The following is a 14,640-nucleotide window of genomic DNA, read 5'->3' as shown; positions in this document are numbered from 1 at the left end:
TGACGTGCCGCACGACAACGGAGGTTCCATGGCCGTCAACCCGGTCTTCAACCGCATCGACAAGGAGGCTTCCCAGGGCGGCTACGCCGGTTTCGGGTCGCAGCCGGGCGGCTACTCCGCCTCTCAGGGCGCCCCCACCATCCCCGGCCCGACCGGCTACCAGCCCGGGCCGAGCGAGACGCTGACCGACCAGCAGCTGCGCGACATGTACGGGCAGGCCCCCGCCGGCCCCGCGCAGACCGGCCGGCTGACGCTGGACGACGTCGTCGTCAAGACGATGCTGCTGTTCGCCCTGACGCTCACGGTCACCCTCGGCACGTGGTTCTACATCGGCCCGCGGCCCGAGATCGCGATGCCGGTGTGGCTGCTCGGCATGTTCGGCTCGCTCGCGCTCTCCTTCGCGATCGGCTTCAGCAAGAAGGTCAACGTCCCGCTGATCCTCGTCCACGCCGGACTGCAGGGTCTGTTCCTGGGGGCGGTCAGCGTGACGTTCAACGACGCCTACCCCGGCGTCGTCACCACGGCCGTCGTCGCGACGCTGGCGACCTTCGTCGGCATGTTCGTCGGCTGGAAGGCCGGCTTCATCAAGGTCACCAGCAAGTCCCGCCGCGTCTTCGGGATGATGGCGATGGGCTACCTGGTCTTCCTGCTCGTGAACATCGGCGCCGGCTTCCTGGGCTTCGGCGACGGCTGGGGCGTCTACGGCGGCCCGCTCGGCATCCTCATCTCGCTCTTCGGGGTGGGGATGGCCTCCTACAGCCTGGCGGTCGACTTCGACTCGGTGGACCGCGCCGTGAGCGGCGGGGCCCCGGAGAAGTACTCCTGGCTGCTGGGCCACGGCCTGGTCGCCAGCCTGGTGTGGCTGTACATCGAGTTCCTGCGGCTCTTCTCGATCCTGCAGCGCGACTGAACGACCCCCGAGATGGACGCCGACGTCGACGATGTCGACGACGAGGTCCAGACCGAGCTGGAGCGCGTGGTCCGGCGGTGGCAGCAGCTGCCGCTGGGCCGCGCGCTTCCTGCTGTCCCGGGGGTCTCGGCGCTGGTCCAGGACCTCGCCGACGGGGTGTCCGACGCGACCGGGACGCCGCGGGCGACCGTGCCGGACCTGGGCCCGGCGGTGCTCATGGACCAGCTGCGGGTGATGGTCCACGACTGGCAGGGGGCGGGCCTGTCCCCGCAGGACCTGGGCAGGCGGCTCACCGCCCTGCGGCGCACGCTGCCGTAGCAGCCGCTCCGGGGACCGCCCGGCCCGTAGCCGCCCGCGGGTTGGAGCGGGCGGCGCGAGGACTCAGTGCTGGGCCTCGGCGTGGTCGGTCGAGGCGTGCTCGTCCTTGGACCCGAACGGCAGGATCTTGATGATCCAGACGACGACGACACCCACGACCAGGCCGAGGATGGCCGAGAAGAAGGTGTTGGTCAACCACGCGACGAAGCCCGCGGCACCGGGCACCCAGCCGGCGACGACCTCCTCCATGTCGTGCACGAAGGAGTAGAGCGGGTGGAAGCCCAGGTCGTCGGTCCCGACGAGCAGGATGTGCCCACCCACCCACAGCATCGCCACCACGCCCACGATGGAGAGGGTCTTGAGGACCACCGGCATGGCCTTGACGAGCGACCGGCCGACCCGCTGGGCCCACTCCTGCTCCCGCCGTGCCAGGTTCAGGCCGACGTCGTCCATCTTGACGATGAGCGCGACCACGCCGTAGATGAGCAGGGTGATGCCGATGGCGACCACGACGAGGATGAGCGCCCGGTTGAGGAAGGGTTCGTCGGTCACCTCGTTGAGGGCGATGACCATGATCTCGGAGGAGAGGATGAAGTCGGTGCGGATCGCCCCGGAGACCATCTTCTTCTCCTCCTCGGGACCCTGCTCCACGACCGGCTCGTCCTTGGCTCCGTCGTGGTGGCCGCCCACCCCCAGCCACTCGAGCACCTTGTGGGCGCCCTCGTAGGACAGGTAGGTCCCGCCGAGCATGAGGAGCGGGGTGAGCACCCAGGGGGCGAACTGGCTCAGCAGCAGCGCCGTGGGCACGATGAACAGCAGCTTGTTGCGCAGGGAGCCGAACCCGATCTTCTTGATGATCGGCAGTTCGCGGCTCGGGTCGAAGCCGGTGACGTAGCGAGGGGTCACGGCTGCGTCGTCGACCACGACGCCCGCCGCCTTCATGCTGGCCCGTCCGGCGGCGGCGCTGATGTCGTCCACGGATGCGGCGGCCACCCGGGCGATCGCGGCGATGTCGTCGAGCAGGGCGGCCAGACCAGCAGCCATGGGGGCACCTCACCGGGGAAGGGAACGGATCGGGCGTCAGGCTACCCCCGGTCGCGGACCTGCGCCGCATCGACGGGCGGGCGCCACCCCGACGGGCGAGTCAGCTCAGACGCTCGAGGACGATCGCCATCCCCTGGCCACCGCCGACGCACATCGTCTCCAGCCCGAACTGCTTGTCGTGGGTCTGCAGCGCGTTGATGAGCGTGGCGGAGATGCGGGCCCCGGTCGAGCCGAACGGGTGCCCGAGCGCGATCGCGCCGCCGTGCACGTTGAGCCGGTCGTGGTCCATGCCGAGGGCGTCGGCGGAGCCCAGCACCTGGACGGCGAAGGCCTCGTTGATCTCGTAGAGGTCCATGTCCTCGATGGTCATCCCGGCCCGGGCCAGGGCCTGCCGGGACGCCTCGATGGGCCCCAGCCCCATGATCTCGGGGGAGAGGGCGGAGACCCCGGTGGAGACGACCCGGGCGAGCGGCGTCAGACCGAGCTCGCGGGCCCTGGTGTCGCTCATCACGACGAGGGCGGCGGCGCCGTCGTTGAGCGGGCAGCAGTTGCCGGCGGTGACGGTGCCGTCCTCGCGGAAGACCGGCTGGAGCTGGGAGACCTTCTCCAGGGTGACCCCGGCCCGCGGGCCGTCGTCGGTGCTCACGACGGTCCCGTCGGCGAGGGCGACCGGGGCGATCTCGCGCTCGAAGACGCCAGCCCCGATCGCCGCCTCGGCGCGGTTCTGGGACGTCACCCCCCACTCGTCCTGGCGCTGCCGGGAGATGCCCAGGGAGGTGGCCACGTTCTCGGCCGTCTGACCCATCGAGATGTAGACGTCGGGCAGCAGGCCCTCCTCGCGGGGGTCGGTCCAGGTCTGGTTGGTGCGGGCCGTCTCCTCGGTGCGGGCCATCGCCTCGGCGAAGCGGGGGTTCTTCACGCTCGTGTCCCCGCCGCCGGCCCCGGCGAAGTTCTGGTAGCGCGAGACCGCCTCGACGCCGGCGCTGATGAAGACGTCGCCCTCCCCGGCCCGGATCGCGTGGAAGGCCTGCCGGGTGGTCTGCACCGACGAGGCGCAGAAGCGGTTGACGGTGGCGCCCGGCAGCCCGTCGAGCCCCAGGAGCACGCTGACGACGCGCGCCATGTTGAAGCCGTGCTCGGCCGACGGCTCGGCGCACCCGAGGTAGAGGTCGTCGATGGTGGTGGGGTCCAGGCCGGGCACCTGGTCCAGGGCCGCACGGATCACCCCCGCGGCCAGGTCGTCAGGGCGCACGCCGGCGAGCGAGCCCTTGAACGCGCGGCCGATCGGGGTGCGGGCGGCGGCGACGATGACGGCCTGGGGCGTCGACATGGGAGTCCTCCTTGACGCGGTCGGGGGGTATGCGGAAAGTCTAGGTCGCGCGGACCGTCCCCGTGGCGGAGGCCTCGGCCAACCGCGCCAGGCCCTCGTCCACGCTCACCGCGGGACGCCACCGGAGCGCCTCGCGGGTGCGGCGCTGGTCGAACCAGTGCGCCGTGCTCAGCTGCTCGGCCAGGAAGCGGGTCAGCGGCGGCTGGGTGATCGTCGGCAGCGCCGGGACCCGCTCGGAGACCACGACCGCACCCTCGACGACGGCTCCCACGCCCCACGCGATCGGGAAGGGCACGTGCAGGCGCGGCGGAGGGGCGCCGACGGCGCGGCAGATCCCGGCGACGAGCTCGACGACGGGGCGCGGCTCGCCGTTGGTCACCACCAGGGCCTCCCCGTGCACGTCCTCCGCGTGCTCCAGGGCGGCGACCAGCGCCTCGGCGGCGTTGTCGACGTAGGTGGTGTCGACGAGGGCCGTCCCCGGCCCGACGAGCGCCACGCGGCCCTGCCGGGCCCGCTCGGCGATGCGTCCCACCAGCTGGGTGTCACCGGGGCCCCAGACCAGGTGCGGCCGGACGGCGACCACGGCCAGGTCGGGACCGTCGGCGCCGAGGGCGAACAGCTCGGCGGCCGCCTTCGTGCGGGCGTAGTGGCCGCGGGCCCGCATCGGGCTGGCCGGTCCGGCGGGTGCGCCCGCCAGGGAGCGGCCCGTGTGCTCGACCGAGGGGGAGGACACCTGCACCAGCCGCCCGGCCCCGTGCGTCCGGGCCGCCTCCACGACGTTGCGGGTGCCGGTCACGTTGGTCCGCACGAAGTCCATCCAGGGGCCCACGACGTCGACCTTGGCCGCCAGGTGGATCACCGCGTCGTGCCCGGCCACGGCCCGTCCGACCGCCTCCCTGTCGCGGACGTCGCCGAGGACCTCGCGATGGTCCGATCCGGACGGGCGCCGCTGCATCACGGTCACGTCCCACCCGCGGGCCGCGGCCAGGTCGGCGACGGCCCGCCCCAGCATCCCGCTGGCCCCGGTCACCAGGACCCGGCCGGCTGCCATCACCGGCTCCTCCTCCGCGGGGCGCGCGGACGCAGGGCGGACCGCAGGGCCGCCACGGCCGCGGCCGGCCCGGGCGAGGCGTGGAGCGTCCCCTCGGCCCAGCTCGCCACGGCGGTCCGGTCGATCTTGCTGGCGTGCCGCACGTCGACCGGGAGCCAGTCCCGGACGAGCACGGCCGCGACGGGGACCCCGGCGCGCTCCCGGACCACGGCCGCCACCGCGGGCGGGGCGATCCGCCGGGCGCCGCCGGGAGCCCCAGACCAGCGGGCGCGCGGCCCTGCCCGACCCGGGGGCACGACGACGACCACGACCTGCTGGGTGCCGGCGGGACCGACCCCCACCACGGCGACGTCGTGCACGCCCGGGACCTCCCGGACCCGGTTCTCGACCGGGTAGGGCGTCACGGGTCCGTCGGCGGTGCGGACGACGTGGGCGAGCCGTCCCTCCACCCAGAGCCGACCCTCCTCGTCCAGGTGCCCCACGTCACCGGTCCGGTGCCACCCGGCCGGCCGGGCGCTGGCCCGTTGCGTCGCCCAGAGCCGGTCGTAGCGGTCCTTGACGTGCGGGCCGCGGACGACGATCTCCCCGACCACCCCGGGGCCGGTGACGAGACCGTCCGCGGGCGTGCCGTCGTGCTGCAGCGGGGCGAGCGCCACGTCGACCCCGGGCACCGGCGTCCCGACGCAGACCCCCGCACCGGGGGAGGGGGCGGTGGAGGTGGTCGTCGTGGTCGGGTCGTGCGTCGCGACGGGGAGGACCTCGGTCATCCCGTAGGGCGTGTGGGTGGCGGCGGACGGCAGCACCTCACGCACCCGGTGCAGCAGCTCGACGGGCACGGGTGCGCCCGCGGACATCAGCAGGCGCGGGCCGGCCAGGGCACGTCGCTGCGCGGCGTCCAACCGGTCGGCGGTGGCCACCACGTTGCGCAGGGCGGCCGGCGAGGCGAAGACGGCGTCGGCACCCACGGCGGCGACGGCCTCGGCCAGGGCCGGGGCGGTCAGGGTGTGCGGTGCGGTGACGTCCATGTCGGGCACCGCGCTGCTCAGCCCGAGGGCCGGTCCGTACAGCGCGAACGGCGCGAACGCGGCCACCAGGCTCTGGCCCGGGAGGAGGTCGAAGGTGTCCCGCAGCAGGGCCACCTGCGCACCGAGCTGGTCGCGGGTGTAGACCACCCCCTTGGGCGGGCCCGTGGCGCCGGAGGTGAAGAGCACGGCCCCGTCCTGGTCCCCGCCCGGCTCCGCGTGCCGACGCGCCTCCGGGCCCGCGTCCCGGCCGCGTGCCGCGAGCTCGTCCAGTCCGGCCCCACCGGGTTCCACGCGCCACCGTCGTCCGGGGACCCGGGTCACGGCCGTCAGTGCGAGCGCCCGGCCGATCCCGACGACGTGCCGGGGTCCGGCCGACCTCAGGGCGGCCCCGAGCCGGGCCAGCCCCAGCCCGGCGTCGGCCACGACCACGACGGCACCCACGCGCCACAGGGCGTACACGACGGTGGTGAGGTCGATGCCCGGGGGAACGAGGACGGCGACCCGGTCCCCGGGACGGACCCCGCCGGCGGCGAACCCGGCCGCCACCTCCTCCACCCGTGCGGCCAGCTGACCGAACGTGATCCGCCGCCCGGCTCCGCCCAGCTCGGCGACCGCGGTGGCCTCCGGACGGGCGTCGTCCACGCGCACCGGGACGCGGGCGACCGCGGCCGCCGGGTCGTCCACCGGGCCGTGGCCGGTCCGGCCGTGGACGGGCCCACCCGGCGAGGAGGGGCCATCATCGCCCGGTGCGCCTGGCGTGCCCGGTCCGACCCGCTCGGTCAGCCACTCCCAGATCAGGGGCACGCTCCGGGGCCTGTCCTCCAGGACCAGGTGGGAGGCGCCGGCCCAGCGCTGCACGTCGGCGTGGGGCAGGCGGGTCAGCAGGTCGTCGAGGTAGCGCTGGCCGAAGACCGGGTCGCGCGGCCCCCACACCATCAGTGCCGGGACGTCCGCCAGCGTGCCCAGCTCCGCGGCCACCGCGTCGAGGGTGGGCCGGCTGGGATGGTCGGTCTCGAAGGGGATGTCCGCGACGAAGTCGGCCACCGCGGCCCGGCGTCCCGGGGTCGCGTAGGGCGCGGCGAAGGCCCTGCGGACGTCCGCCGGCAGCGGCGGCAGCGACAGGGCGGTCGTGGCCCGCACGAACAGCGGGGTCCTCCGGCACACCTGCGCCAGGACCCCCGGGGCCCGGGCGAGCCGGATGACGGCCGGCGGGGCCGAGGTCGTGGGCTGGTGGACGGCGGTGTTCGTCACGACGAGGCCGGCCAGCTGCGCCCGGTGGCGCAGGGCCCAGCCCAGCCCGACCGGCCCGCCCCAGTCGTGCACCGCCACCGCGACCGGTCCGGTGAGCCCCAGCGTCACGGTGAGGCGGGAGAGGTCCTCGATGCGCTGGGGCAGGGTGCGTGGCCTGTCGGGCCGCTCCGACCAGCCCATCCCCAGCTGGTCCACGGCGACCACCCGCCACCCGGCCGGTGCCTGCTCGAGGACGCGGCGCCACAGGTAGGACCAGGTCGGGTTGCCGTGGACGCACAGCAGGGTGGGGCGGGCGGTCACGGCGTCGTCCGGGTGGGTGTCGAGCAGGTGCCAGCGGCGGGGGGTCCCCTCGGCGTCGGGGGCGACGACGACACGCGACCACGCCGGGTCGACGCCCGGCAGGTCCCGTCCGCCGGGACCGGCGGGGTCCTGGACCGCCCGGCCCGCGGGACCGTGGACGCGCTGGGGCAGGGCACCCCTGGTGCGGCCGCTCACCGGCCTCGCCCCGACGGGTCCTCCGTGGCGCCCACGGCTCACCAGGTGAGCTCGAGGCAGGTCATGTTCAGACCGGACCCGATGCCCATCATCAGCACCCGGTCGCCCGGCCGGAGCGAGTCGACCTCCTTGGCCAGCGTGATGGCCACCGCGGCCGGTCCGACGTTGCCCAGCATGGGGAAGGTCAGGGGGATCCGGGACTGGTCCAGCCCCAGGGCCTCGGCCGTGCGCCCGGTGTGCACCTTGGAGACCTGGTGGACCACGTAGCGGTCCATGTCGTCCCAGTCGAACTCCTCCCGCGCGCCCTCCCACAGGGCGGTGGCCAGGCCCATCCCGCCCTCCAGCAGTCCCTGGGTGTCGGTGCGCATCTCGGTGAAGTCACCCACGCACAGGTCGTGGTGCTCGGTGGCCGCCCGGGTGGCGCCCCCCACGACCCGGTGGCCGTCGGGGTGCTCGGAGGCGCGGCCGAGCACCATCGCGGCCGCGCCGGACCCCAGGGTCAGGGTGGCGAACTGGGACAGGATGTCCTCGGCGGTGGCGTCGGGGCCCGACAGTCGGCCGAGGGTGTTCTCCTGGGGCTCGCGCGACCCCTCGCCGTCGACGATCAGCGCGTAGTCGATCTGGCCGGCGTCGATCATCGTCGCCGCCATCTGCATGCCGTTGACGAACCCGAGGCAGGCGTTGGTGAGGTCGAAGTTGAGGCAGTGCGTGGGCAGCCCCAGGTCGGCGTGCACCTTGACCGCGATCGAGGGCTCGAGGTGGCTGCGGCTCACGGACGTGTTGATGAGCAGCCCGACCCGGGCGGGGTCGATGCCGGCCTGCTCCAGCGCGAGGCGGCCCGCCTCGGTGGCGCCGTCGACGAAGTGCTGGTCCTCACCCCACCAGCGACGCTCCTGGATGCCGGCGAGGGAGGCGAGCATCCCCGGGCGCAGGCCGTTGCGCCGGTAGGAGTCGCCGATGACGGCGTCGAAGTCCGCGGACGTCTTGACCACCGGCGCGTCGACGGCCGTGACGGACAGGACGACGGTGTCGTGGTGCCGGAAGTGCGCGTTGCCGTTCAACGTGGGGAACCTTGCTGGGAGTGAGGGCAGGGAGCATGTCATTGGAGCACAGCACAGGGCCCTGTGCAGAACTGACCGTCGTCCCAGGACCCTGTGCCACGATGGTCCGACCACCGGTCGGGCCAGTCCGGCGCCGGCCCTCGAGGGAGAATGAGGACCACCATGAGGACCACCACCCGCACCCGTTGGGCCGCGCTGCTGAGCGCCGGGGCCCTGTCCTTCTCCCTGGTGGCCTGTGCCGGCGGGGACGCGGGCGACGACGCCGCCGACGAGGGCACCACCGCGCCGGCCGCGGGCACCGAGGACGCCTCGGCGGACACCGCCGCGCCCACCGGCGGGAGCGACGACGCGCAGACCAGTGCGCCGGCCGCGGATGGCGGCGACGGGGAGCACGCGGAGGGGGAGGAGGTGCCGGTCGAGGAGTTCCTGGCCATGCTGCGCTCCCCCGGCGAGGAGGTCATGTCGACCTACGAGCTGCAGATGGTCGTGACGACGGGCAGCCAGACGATGGAGATGGCGGGCGAGGTCGACCTGGGCGGGGAGCAGCCCGCGCTGGACGCGGAGCTGACCATGCCGGGCCTGGGAGCCACCCGGATGATCGTCGTCGACGGGTCGGCGTTCGTCTCGATGCCCGGGGTGACCGAGGAGGGGACCTTCGTGGAGGTCCCGCAGGACCAGCTGGCCGAGACGGGTGCCGGACTGGAGGACATCGACATCTCCTCGACCTGGGACGCCTGGGACGAGGGTGCCGGCCGGGTCGTGTTCGTGGGGACGGAGGACGTCGACGGGACGGACCTGAGGCGCTACGAGGTCGTCGTGGACACCGACGCCGCCCTCGACGCCAGCGGTCAGACGGGACCGGACGCGGCCGAGGCCTCGGCGATGATGGGCGAGGAGATCACCTACGACGTCTGGGTCGACGAGGAGGACCTCCTGCGGCGCATCTCCTTCGCCACGGCCGGCTCGGTCACCGAGATGACCGTCGACCGCTGGGGCGAGGAGATGGACATCGAGGCGCCCGCCGAGGAGGACGTGCAGCCGATGCCGACGGGCACCTCCGGGGGCTGAGGGCTGCGCAGCCCCCGGGCGAGGGCTCGGGGGCAGCGCCCCGGGACCGACGAGGTCGACCTGCGCCGGCCAGGGGCGGTCAGCGGGGCGGGAGCACGTCCTGCTGCGCGGGGACCTCGTCCTGGCGCAGCAGCCCGACCGGGCAGGTGTAGCCGTTGGGCCCGTGGTTGCAGTACCCGCCCGGGTTCTTGTGCAGGTACTGCTGGTGGTAGGCCTCGGCGTAGTAGAACGGTCCCGCCTCCTGGGCCGGCCGAAGCTCGGTGACGACGGGTCCGTGCCCGGCGCCGGCGAGGACCTGCCCGAACGCGTCCGCGGTGGCTCGTGCGGCCGCCTCCTGCCCGGACGTGGTCCAGTAGACCGCCGACCGGTACTGCGTGCCGACGTCGTTGCCCTGACGGTCCTTGGTGGTGGGGTCGTGGTTCTCCCAGAACGCCTTGAGCAGCCGCTCGGGATCGGTCGCGGTCGGGTCGTAGGCGACGAGGACGGCCTCGGTGTGCCCGGTGCGGCCCGAGCAGACCTCCTCGTAGGTGGGGTTCGGGGTGCTGCCGCCCTGGTAGCCGGCCGCCGTCGTCACGACGCCGGGCAGCTGCCAGAAGATGCGCTCGGCACCCCAGAAGCAGCCCATGGCCACGGTGAGCACCTCGGTGCCCTCGGGCCAGGGGCCCTGCAGCGGCGTGCCGAGGACCTCGTGGGTGGCGGGGATGCCGGGCAGCGGGTGGGAACGGCCGGCAAGCGGGCGGAGGGTGCGCGTGAACTGCATACCCCAGTCTCCCACGGGTGGCGCCCGGGGACCGGGTGTGGCACCTTGCCTCCCATGCCGCTCCTCGCCGCGCCCCTGCCCCTCATGGCCCCCGGGACCTGGGCCACCGGCGACTGGCTGCTGCGTGTCGGCGTGCCGCTCGCCCTGCTGGTCGTCGGCGTCCTGCTGCTCCTGCGGGGCCGGTCGGCGCTCGCGGACGCCCGCCAGGTCCGGGCCGGTTTCGGCGGGCCGCCCGGGTCCAGCGACGTGGGGACCGAGGACGGCTTCGGCGCGGAGGGGGACCGGGCCGCCGAGCTGTCCGCCCGGCGCACGGTCCTGTGGGGCGGCCTGCTCGTCGGCGTCGCCGTCGTGTGGCTGCTCGTCGCGCTCCTGACCGCGCTCCTGTGAGGACCGGGACCACCCTTCTCGTCGACGTCGGGTCCACGTTCACCAAGGCCGCCCTGGTCGACGACGGAGGCGGCCTGCTCGACCGCGTGTCCGTGCCGACCACGGCAGGCCCCGGCCGCGACGTCCTCGACGGGGTCGCCGCCGCCCACCGCTGCCTGACCGACCGGTCCGGCCGGCCGGTGCCGGACCCGTCCGCCCCCGGGGCGGGCAGGGACGGACGGGTCCTGGTCTGCTCGAGCGCGGGCGGAGGTCTGCGGCTGGCCGTCGTGGGCTACGAGCGGGCGGTCACCGCCGAGGCGGGCCACCGGGTCGCCCTCTCCGCCGGCGGGCGGGTGGTGCACGTGTCGGCCGGCCCGCTGCGCACGGCCGGCGTCGCGGCGCTGCGGGCGGACCGGCCGGACGTCGTCCTGCTCGTCGGCGGGACCGACGGCGGCAACGCCGAGGTCCTCCTGCACAACGCGCGGCGGCTGGCCCGGGCCCGGGTCGCGGCCCCGGTCGTGGTGGCGGGCAACGCCGACGCCCGTGAGGAGGCGGTCCACGAGTTGTCGGCGACGGGCCGGAGGGTCACGGCCACCGAGAACGTGCTGCCCCGCATCGGGGTGGTCCACCCCGGCCCCGCGCGGCGGGCGATCCGCGAGGTCTTCCTGCGGCACGTCATCGGTGGCAAGGGCCTCTCGCCCGGTCCCCGCTTCGCCCGGCTCGTGCGCGCGGCCACCCCGGACGCGGTGCTCGCGGGGGTGGAGGTGCTGGCCCGGGTCCTGGAGGAGGACGTCATGGTCGTGGACGTCGGCGGGGCGACGACCGACGTCTACTCGGTCATCACGCCGCTCGGGGAGGACGCCACGCTGCGCAAGCAGGTCGTCGCCACGCTGTGGCACGCCCGGACCGTCGAGGGTGACCTGGGGATGCGCTGGGGGGCTCCCGGGGTGCTGGCTGCCGCGGCGGCGGAGGGGCTGGCCGGTCCTGACGACCCGGACCTCCTCGCGTGGGTGGACCGGGTCCACGCCGACCCCTCGGTGCTGCCGGCCGACGGCCGGGAGCGCCGCCACGACCTGCGGCTGGCGGCGCTGGCCGCCGTCCTCGCGGCGCGCCGCCACGGCCGGCCCGGAGCTGCCGGTGAGGTCCCTCGCCCCCTCAGGGAGGTCCGTCTGCTCCTCGGCTCGGGCGGTGTGCTGCGGCACGCGGCGGCCGGGGACGCCGCGTCCGTCCTGGGTGCAGTGCTGGACGACCACGGGGGTGGCTGGACCCCTCCGCCGGGCGCGCAGGCGCGGGTGGACACGGCATACCTGCTCTTCGCGGTCGGCCTGCTGGCCGACGTGCGCCCCGACCTGGCGCGGGCGCTCGCCGGAAGCCTCGCCCGGGGGTGAGGCGCGCCTGCTCCGGGGTCGCTACGCTGGCGGGGTGCCGGACCACATCGACGTGACCCTGGAGGACGTGCTCGCCGCCCGCGAGGTCCTCGCCGACGTGCTGACGCCCACCCCGATGGAGTTCAGCCAGGCGCTGACCGACCGCACCGGGGTGCCGGTGCACCTGAAGTGCGAGAACCTGCAGCGGGCGGGCTCGTTCAAGATGCGGGGCGCCTACACGAGGATGGCGCGCCTCACCGAGGAGGAGAAGGCGCGGGGCGTCGTGGCGGCCAGCGCGGGCAACCACGCCCAGGGCGTGGCCCTGGCCGCCCGGCTGCTCGGCATCGAGGCGACCGTCTACATGCCGCACGGGGCCTCGATGCCCAAGCTGGCGGCCACCAAGGGCTACGGCGCCGCCGTCCACCAGGTCGGCACCACGATCGACGACTGCATCGAGTCCGCGCGCCGGCACGAGCAGGAGCACGGCGCCGTGTTCATCCCGCCCTTCGACCATCCCGACATCGTCGCCGGCCAGGGGACGTGCGGTCTGGAGATCCTCGAGCAGGTGCCCGACGTGCGGACGGTGCTGGTGTGCACCGGTGGTGGAGGGCTGCTGGCGGGCATCGCACGCGCCGTCAAGGCCCGGCGGCCCGACGTGCGGGTGGTCGGGGTCCAGGCCGAGGAGGCCGCCGCCTGGCCCGGGTCCCTCGCGGCCGGGCACCCCGTGGCCGTCGAGCGGATGACCACGATGGCCGACGGCATCGCCGTCGGCCGCCCGGGCGACGTGCCCTTCCACCTCGTCTCCGAGCTCGTCGACGGGATCGAGACGGTCAGCGAGAGCGCGCTGGCCCGCGCCGTCCTGCTCCTGGCCGAGCGGGCCAAGATGGTCGTCGAGCCCGCGGGCGCCGCCGCCACGGCCCACCTCATGGAGCTGGGCCAGGAGGCGGCCCGGCGCTACGAGGGCCCGGTGGTGGCGCTGCTCTCCGGCGGCAACATCGACCCCGTCCTGCTGCTGCGCATCCTGCGGCAGGGTCTGACGGTGGCCGGTCGCTACCTGCAGCTGCGGGTGCGCGTGCCGGACCGTCCAGGCGCGCTCGCCGGGGTGCTCGCCACCCTGGCCGAGATGACCTGCAACGTGCTCGAGGTGCAGCACCACCGCCGGGACCCGCTGCTGAAGATCGACGAGGTGGCCATCTCGCTCACCCTCGAGACGCGCGGGCACGAGCACTCGGCCCAGGTCCGGCAGGCGCTGCTCGACCGCGGCTACAGCGTCGACCCCGGCTGAGCGCCGCGGCGAACCCGTCCCCCGGGAGCCGCCTCCCGTCCAGGGCCGGGGAACCGGCGGGCACCCGTCCCGGGGAGGCTGCGGGAGGGTTCCTGGACGGCCCGTCTCGACCAGCAGCCGATCGGCGACTACAGTAGGAGGTTGACCACGGTCCGGGCAGAACGTGCCCGGACCTTGCGTTTGGGCCGCTCCCCGAGGGACGTGGCCCACCAGACGAGGAGTGGAAGAGACGTGACCGACATCGCCAAGGACGCCAGCTACCTGACGCAGGAGGCCTACGACCGCCTGCGCGCCGAGCTGTCCCAGCTCACCGGCGAGGGCCGCTCGGACATCGCCAGCCGGATCGAGGCGGCCCGCGAGGAGGGCGACCTCAAGGAGAACGGCGGCTACCACGCCGCCAAGGAGGAGCAGGGCAAGATGGAGGCCCGCATCCGCCAGCTCGAGCACCTCCTGCAGAACGCGGTCGTGGGCACCTCGCCCGCCGACGACGGGATCGTCGAGCCCGGCATGGTCGTGACCGTCGAGATGTTCGGCGACACCGAGACCTTCCTGCTCGGCTCCCGCGAGATCATCGACGAGGGCGAGGACCTGGACGTCTACAGCGAGAAGTCGCCGCTGGGCGCGGCCCTCATGGGCGCCAAGCCGGGGGACACCGTGAGCTACGACGCACCGAACGGCAAGACCATCGAGGTCAAGGTCGTCGAGGCCAAGCCGTACCAGGCCTGAGGACCACCCGCCCGGCGTGCCGGGCCACCACGAGGCGTCGCCCCGTGCCCGGAGTCATCCGCGGCGGGGCGGCGCCTCGTCGGCGTACCAGCACCGCTCCACGTACCCGGTGATCGCCGGGGAGGCGGTCCGGACCGCCTCGACGTGACGGCTGGGGGACTGCGGCGACGGGCCGACCATGACCTGGGTGCGGCCGACGACCGCGTGGCTGGCGTCCTGCGCCTCCAGCTCGCAGACCACCTCGCGGGAGGGGTCGCGGCGCAGGTCGAAGCGGACGTCGACCTGGGCCTCGGAGACGACCTCGTGCCCCGTGCTGACCCAGTGCACCCGGCCCACGGTCGCGGACAGCCCGAACCAGACGGCGAGCCCGACCATGACCGTGACGGCGGTGCCACCGACGATCCACCACCGACGGCGCTGCGCCTGCGTGGACCGGGGCGGCAGGCCGTCCAGCTCCTCCTCGGAGGGTCCGACCGGCCCCGCGGGAGCGCGACGGGGACGGCCGGGGGACGGGCTGCTGCTGGTCACGTGGGTCGGTCCTGCCGTGCGCGGGTGAGAGGATGGAGGCGAGCCGGTGCGCCCG

Annotated in this window: 14 protein-coding genes; 7 read left to right on the top strand and 7 right to left on the bottom strand. The window is 74.6% G+C overall.

Annotated elements, in window-relative coordinates:
- Nucleotides 1-28: 28 nt before the first annotated feature.
- On the top strand, nucleotides 29-910 hold the full coding sequence (locus tag ACWHYA_RS01970) for a Bax inhibitor-1/YccA family protein (RefSeq protein ID WP_425939381.1): 882 nt from the start codon (nucleotides 29-31) through the stop codon (nucleotides 908-910).
- Between the two features lie 12 nt (nucleotides 911-922).
- On the top strand, nucleotides 923-1,228 hold the full coding sequence (locus ACWHYA_RS01965) for a hypothetical protein (RefSeq protein WP_425939383.1): 306 nt from the start codon (nucleotides 923-925) through the stop codon (nucleotides 1,226-1,228).
- A 63-nt stretch (nucleotides 1,229-1,291) separates the two neighbouring features.
- Here the strand turns inward: ACWHYA_RS01965 and ACWHYA_RS01960 are convergent, their stop codons facing one another.
- The 5 genes from ACWHYA_RS01960 to ACWHYA_RS01940 form a co-directional block, all read right to left on the bottom strand.
- A complete protein-coding gene (locus tag ACWHYA_RS01960; protein ID WP_425939384.1) occupies nucleotides 1,292-2,272 on the bottom strand; it encodes a DUF808 domain-containing protein in 981 nt (326 codons plus the stop codon).
- A gap of 100 nt (nucleotides 2,273-2,372) precedes the next feature.
- A complete protein-coding gene (locus ACWHYA_RS01955; protein ID WP_425939386.1) occupies nucleotides 2,373-3,602 on the bottom strand; it encodes an acetyl-CoA C-acetyltransferase in 1,230 nt (409 codons plus the stop codon).
- A gap of 40 nt (nucleotides 3,603-3,642) precedes the next feature.
- Nucleotides 3,643-4,653, bottom strand: a complete 1,011-nt coding sequence (locus tag ACWHYA_RS01950) for an NAD-dependent epimerase/dehydratase family protein (protein WP_425939388.1) — start codon at nucleotides 4,651-4,653, stop codon at nucleotides 3,643-3,645.
- Complete coding sequence (locus ACWHYA_RS01945) at nucleotides 4,653-7,424, bottom strand: alpha/beta fold hydrolase (RefSeq protein ID WP_425939390.1); 2,772 nt, start codon at nucleotides 7,422-7,424, stop codon at nucleotides 4,653-4,655. The genes ACWHYA_RS01950 and ACWHYA_RS01945 overlap by 1 nt, the downstream gene beginning before the upstream one ends.
- A 38-nt stretch (nucleotides 7,425-7,462) precedes the next feature.
- Complete coding sequence (locus ACWHYA_RS01940; protein ID WP_425939392.1) at nucleotides 7,463-8,485, bottom strand: 3-oxoacyl-ACP synthase III; 1,023 nt, start codon at nucleotides 8,483-8,485, stop codon at nucleotides 7,463-7,465.
- Between the two features lie 162 nt (nucleotides 8,486-8,647).
- On the opposite strand from ACWHYA_RS01940, the gene ACWHYA_RS01935 reads away from it, so the two are divergent.
- The gene (locus ACWHYA_RS01935) at nucleotides 8,648-9,553 is read left to right on the top strand and encodes a hypothetical protein (RefSeq protein WP_425939394.1); all 906 of its coding nucleotides are present in this window, start codon (nucleotides 8,648-8,650) and stop codon (nucleotides 9,551-9,553) included.
- Between the two features lie 79 nt (nucleotides 9,554-9,632).
- Here the strand turns inward: ACWHYA_RS01935 and msrA are convergent, their stop codons facing one another.
- Nucleotides 9,633-10,313, bottom strand: a complete 681-nt coding sequence (msrA, locus tag ACWHYA_RS01930; protein ID WP_425939396.1) for a peptide-methionine (S)-S-oxide reductase MsrA — start codon at nucleotides 10,311-10,313, stop codon at nucleotides 9,633-9,635.
- 54 nt (nucleotides 10,314-10,367) lie between these two features.
- On the opposite strand from msrA, the gene ACWHYA_RS01925 reads away from it, so the two are divergent.
- From ACWHYA_RS01925 to greA, 4 genes are all read left to right on the top strand, one after another.
- Nucleotides 10,368-10,700 (top strand): hypothetical protein, encoded by a 333-nt coding sequence (locus tag ACWHYA_RS01925; RefSeq protein WP_425939398.1) that lies wholly within the window; start codon nucleotides 10,368-10,370, stop codon nucleotides 10,698-10,700.
- A complete protein-coding gene (locus ACWHYA_RS01920; protein ID WP_425939400.1) occupies nucleotides 10,697-12,067 on the top strand; it encodes a glutamate mutase L in 1,371 nt (456 codons plus the stop codon). Before ACWHYA_RS01925 ends, ACWHYA_RS01920 begins: the two co-directional genes overlap by 4 nt.
- A gap of 34 nt (nucleotides 12,068-12,101) precedes the next feature.
- Nucleotides 12,102-13,331 carry a threonine ammonia-lyase gene (gene ilvA, locus ACWHYA_RS01915; RefSeq protein WP_425939402.1) on the top strand — a complete coding sequence of 410 codons (1,230 nt, stop codon included), beginning with the start codon at nucleotides 12,102-12,104 and terminating at the stop codon, nucleotides 13,329-13,331.
- A gap of 231 nt (nucleotides 13,332-13,562) precedes the next feature.
- A complete protein-coding gene (gene greA, locus ACWHYA_RS01910; RefSeq protein WP_425939404.1) occupies nucleotides 13,563-14,057 on the top strand; it encodes a transcription elongation factor GreA in 495 nt (164 codons plus the stop codon).
- Nucleotides 14,058-14,111: 54 nt separating this feature from the next.
- On the opposite strand, the gene ACWHYA_RS01905 is transcribed toward greA, so the two are convergent.
- The gene (locus ACWHYA_RS01905; RefSeq protein ID WP_425939406.1) at nucleotides 14,112-14,585 is read right to left on the bottom strand and encodes a DUF4307 domain-containing protein; all 474 of its coding nucleotides are present in this window, start codon (nucleotides 14,583-14,585) and stop codon (nucleotides 14,112-14,114) included.
- Nucleotides 14,586-14,640 lie beyond the last annotated feature (55 nt).

It is taken from the genome of Ornithinimicrobium carbonis, assembly GCF_977012275.1.
Note: the sequence above shows the minus strand (reverse complement) of the source record. Positions and strands in the feature narration are given on the sequence as shown.

Coding starts and splice junctions, on each gene's coding strand:
- ACWHYA_RS01925 (WP_425939398.1), top strand. CDS start 10,368: ATGCCGCTCCTCGCCGCGCCCCTGCCCCTCATGGCCCCCGGGACCTGG.
- ACWHYA_RS01970 (WP_425939381.1), top strand. CDS start 29: ATGGCCGTCAACCCGGTCTTCAACCGCATCGACAAGGAGGCTTCCCAG.
- ACWHYA_RS01950 (WP_425939388.1), bottom strand. CDS start 4,653: ATGGCAGCCGGCCGGGTCCTGGTGACCGGGGCCAGCGGGATGCTGGGG.
- ACWHYA_RS01955 (WP_425939386.1), bottom strand. CDS start 3,602: ATGTCGACGCCCCAGGCCGTCATCGTCGCCGCCGCCCGCACCCCGATC.
- ACWHYA_RS01935 (WP_425939394.1), top strand. CDS start 8,648: ATGAGGACCACCACCCGCACCCGTTGGGCCGCGCTGCTGAGCGCCGGG.
- msrA (WP_425939396.1), bottom strand. CDS start 10,313: ATGCAGTTCACGCGCACCCTCCGCCCGCTTGCCGGCCGTTCCCACCCG.
- ACWHYA_RS01965 (WP_425939383.1), top strand. CDS start 923: ATGGACGCCGACGTCGACGATGTCGACGACGAGGTCCAGACCGAGCTG.
- ACWHYA_RS01960 (WP_425939384.1), bottom strand. CDS start 2,272: ATGGCTGCTGGTCTGGCCGCCCTGCTCGACGACATCGCCGCGATCGCC.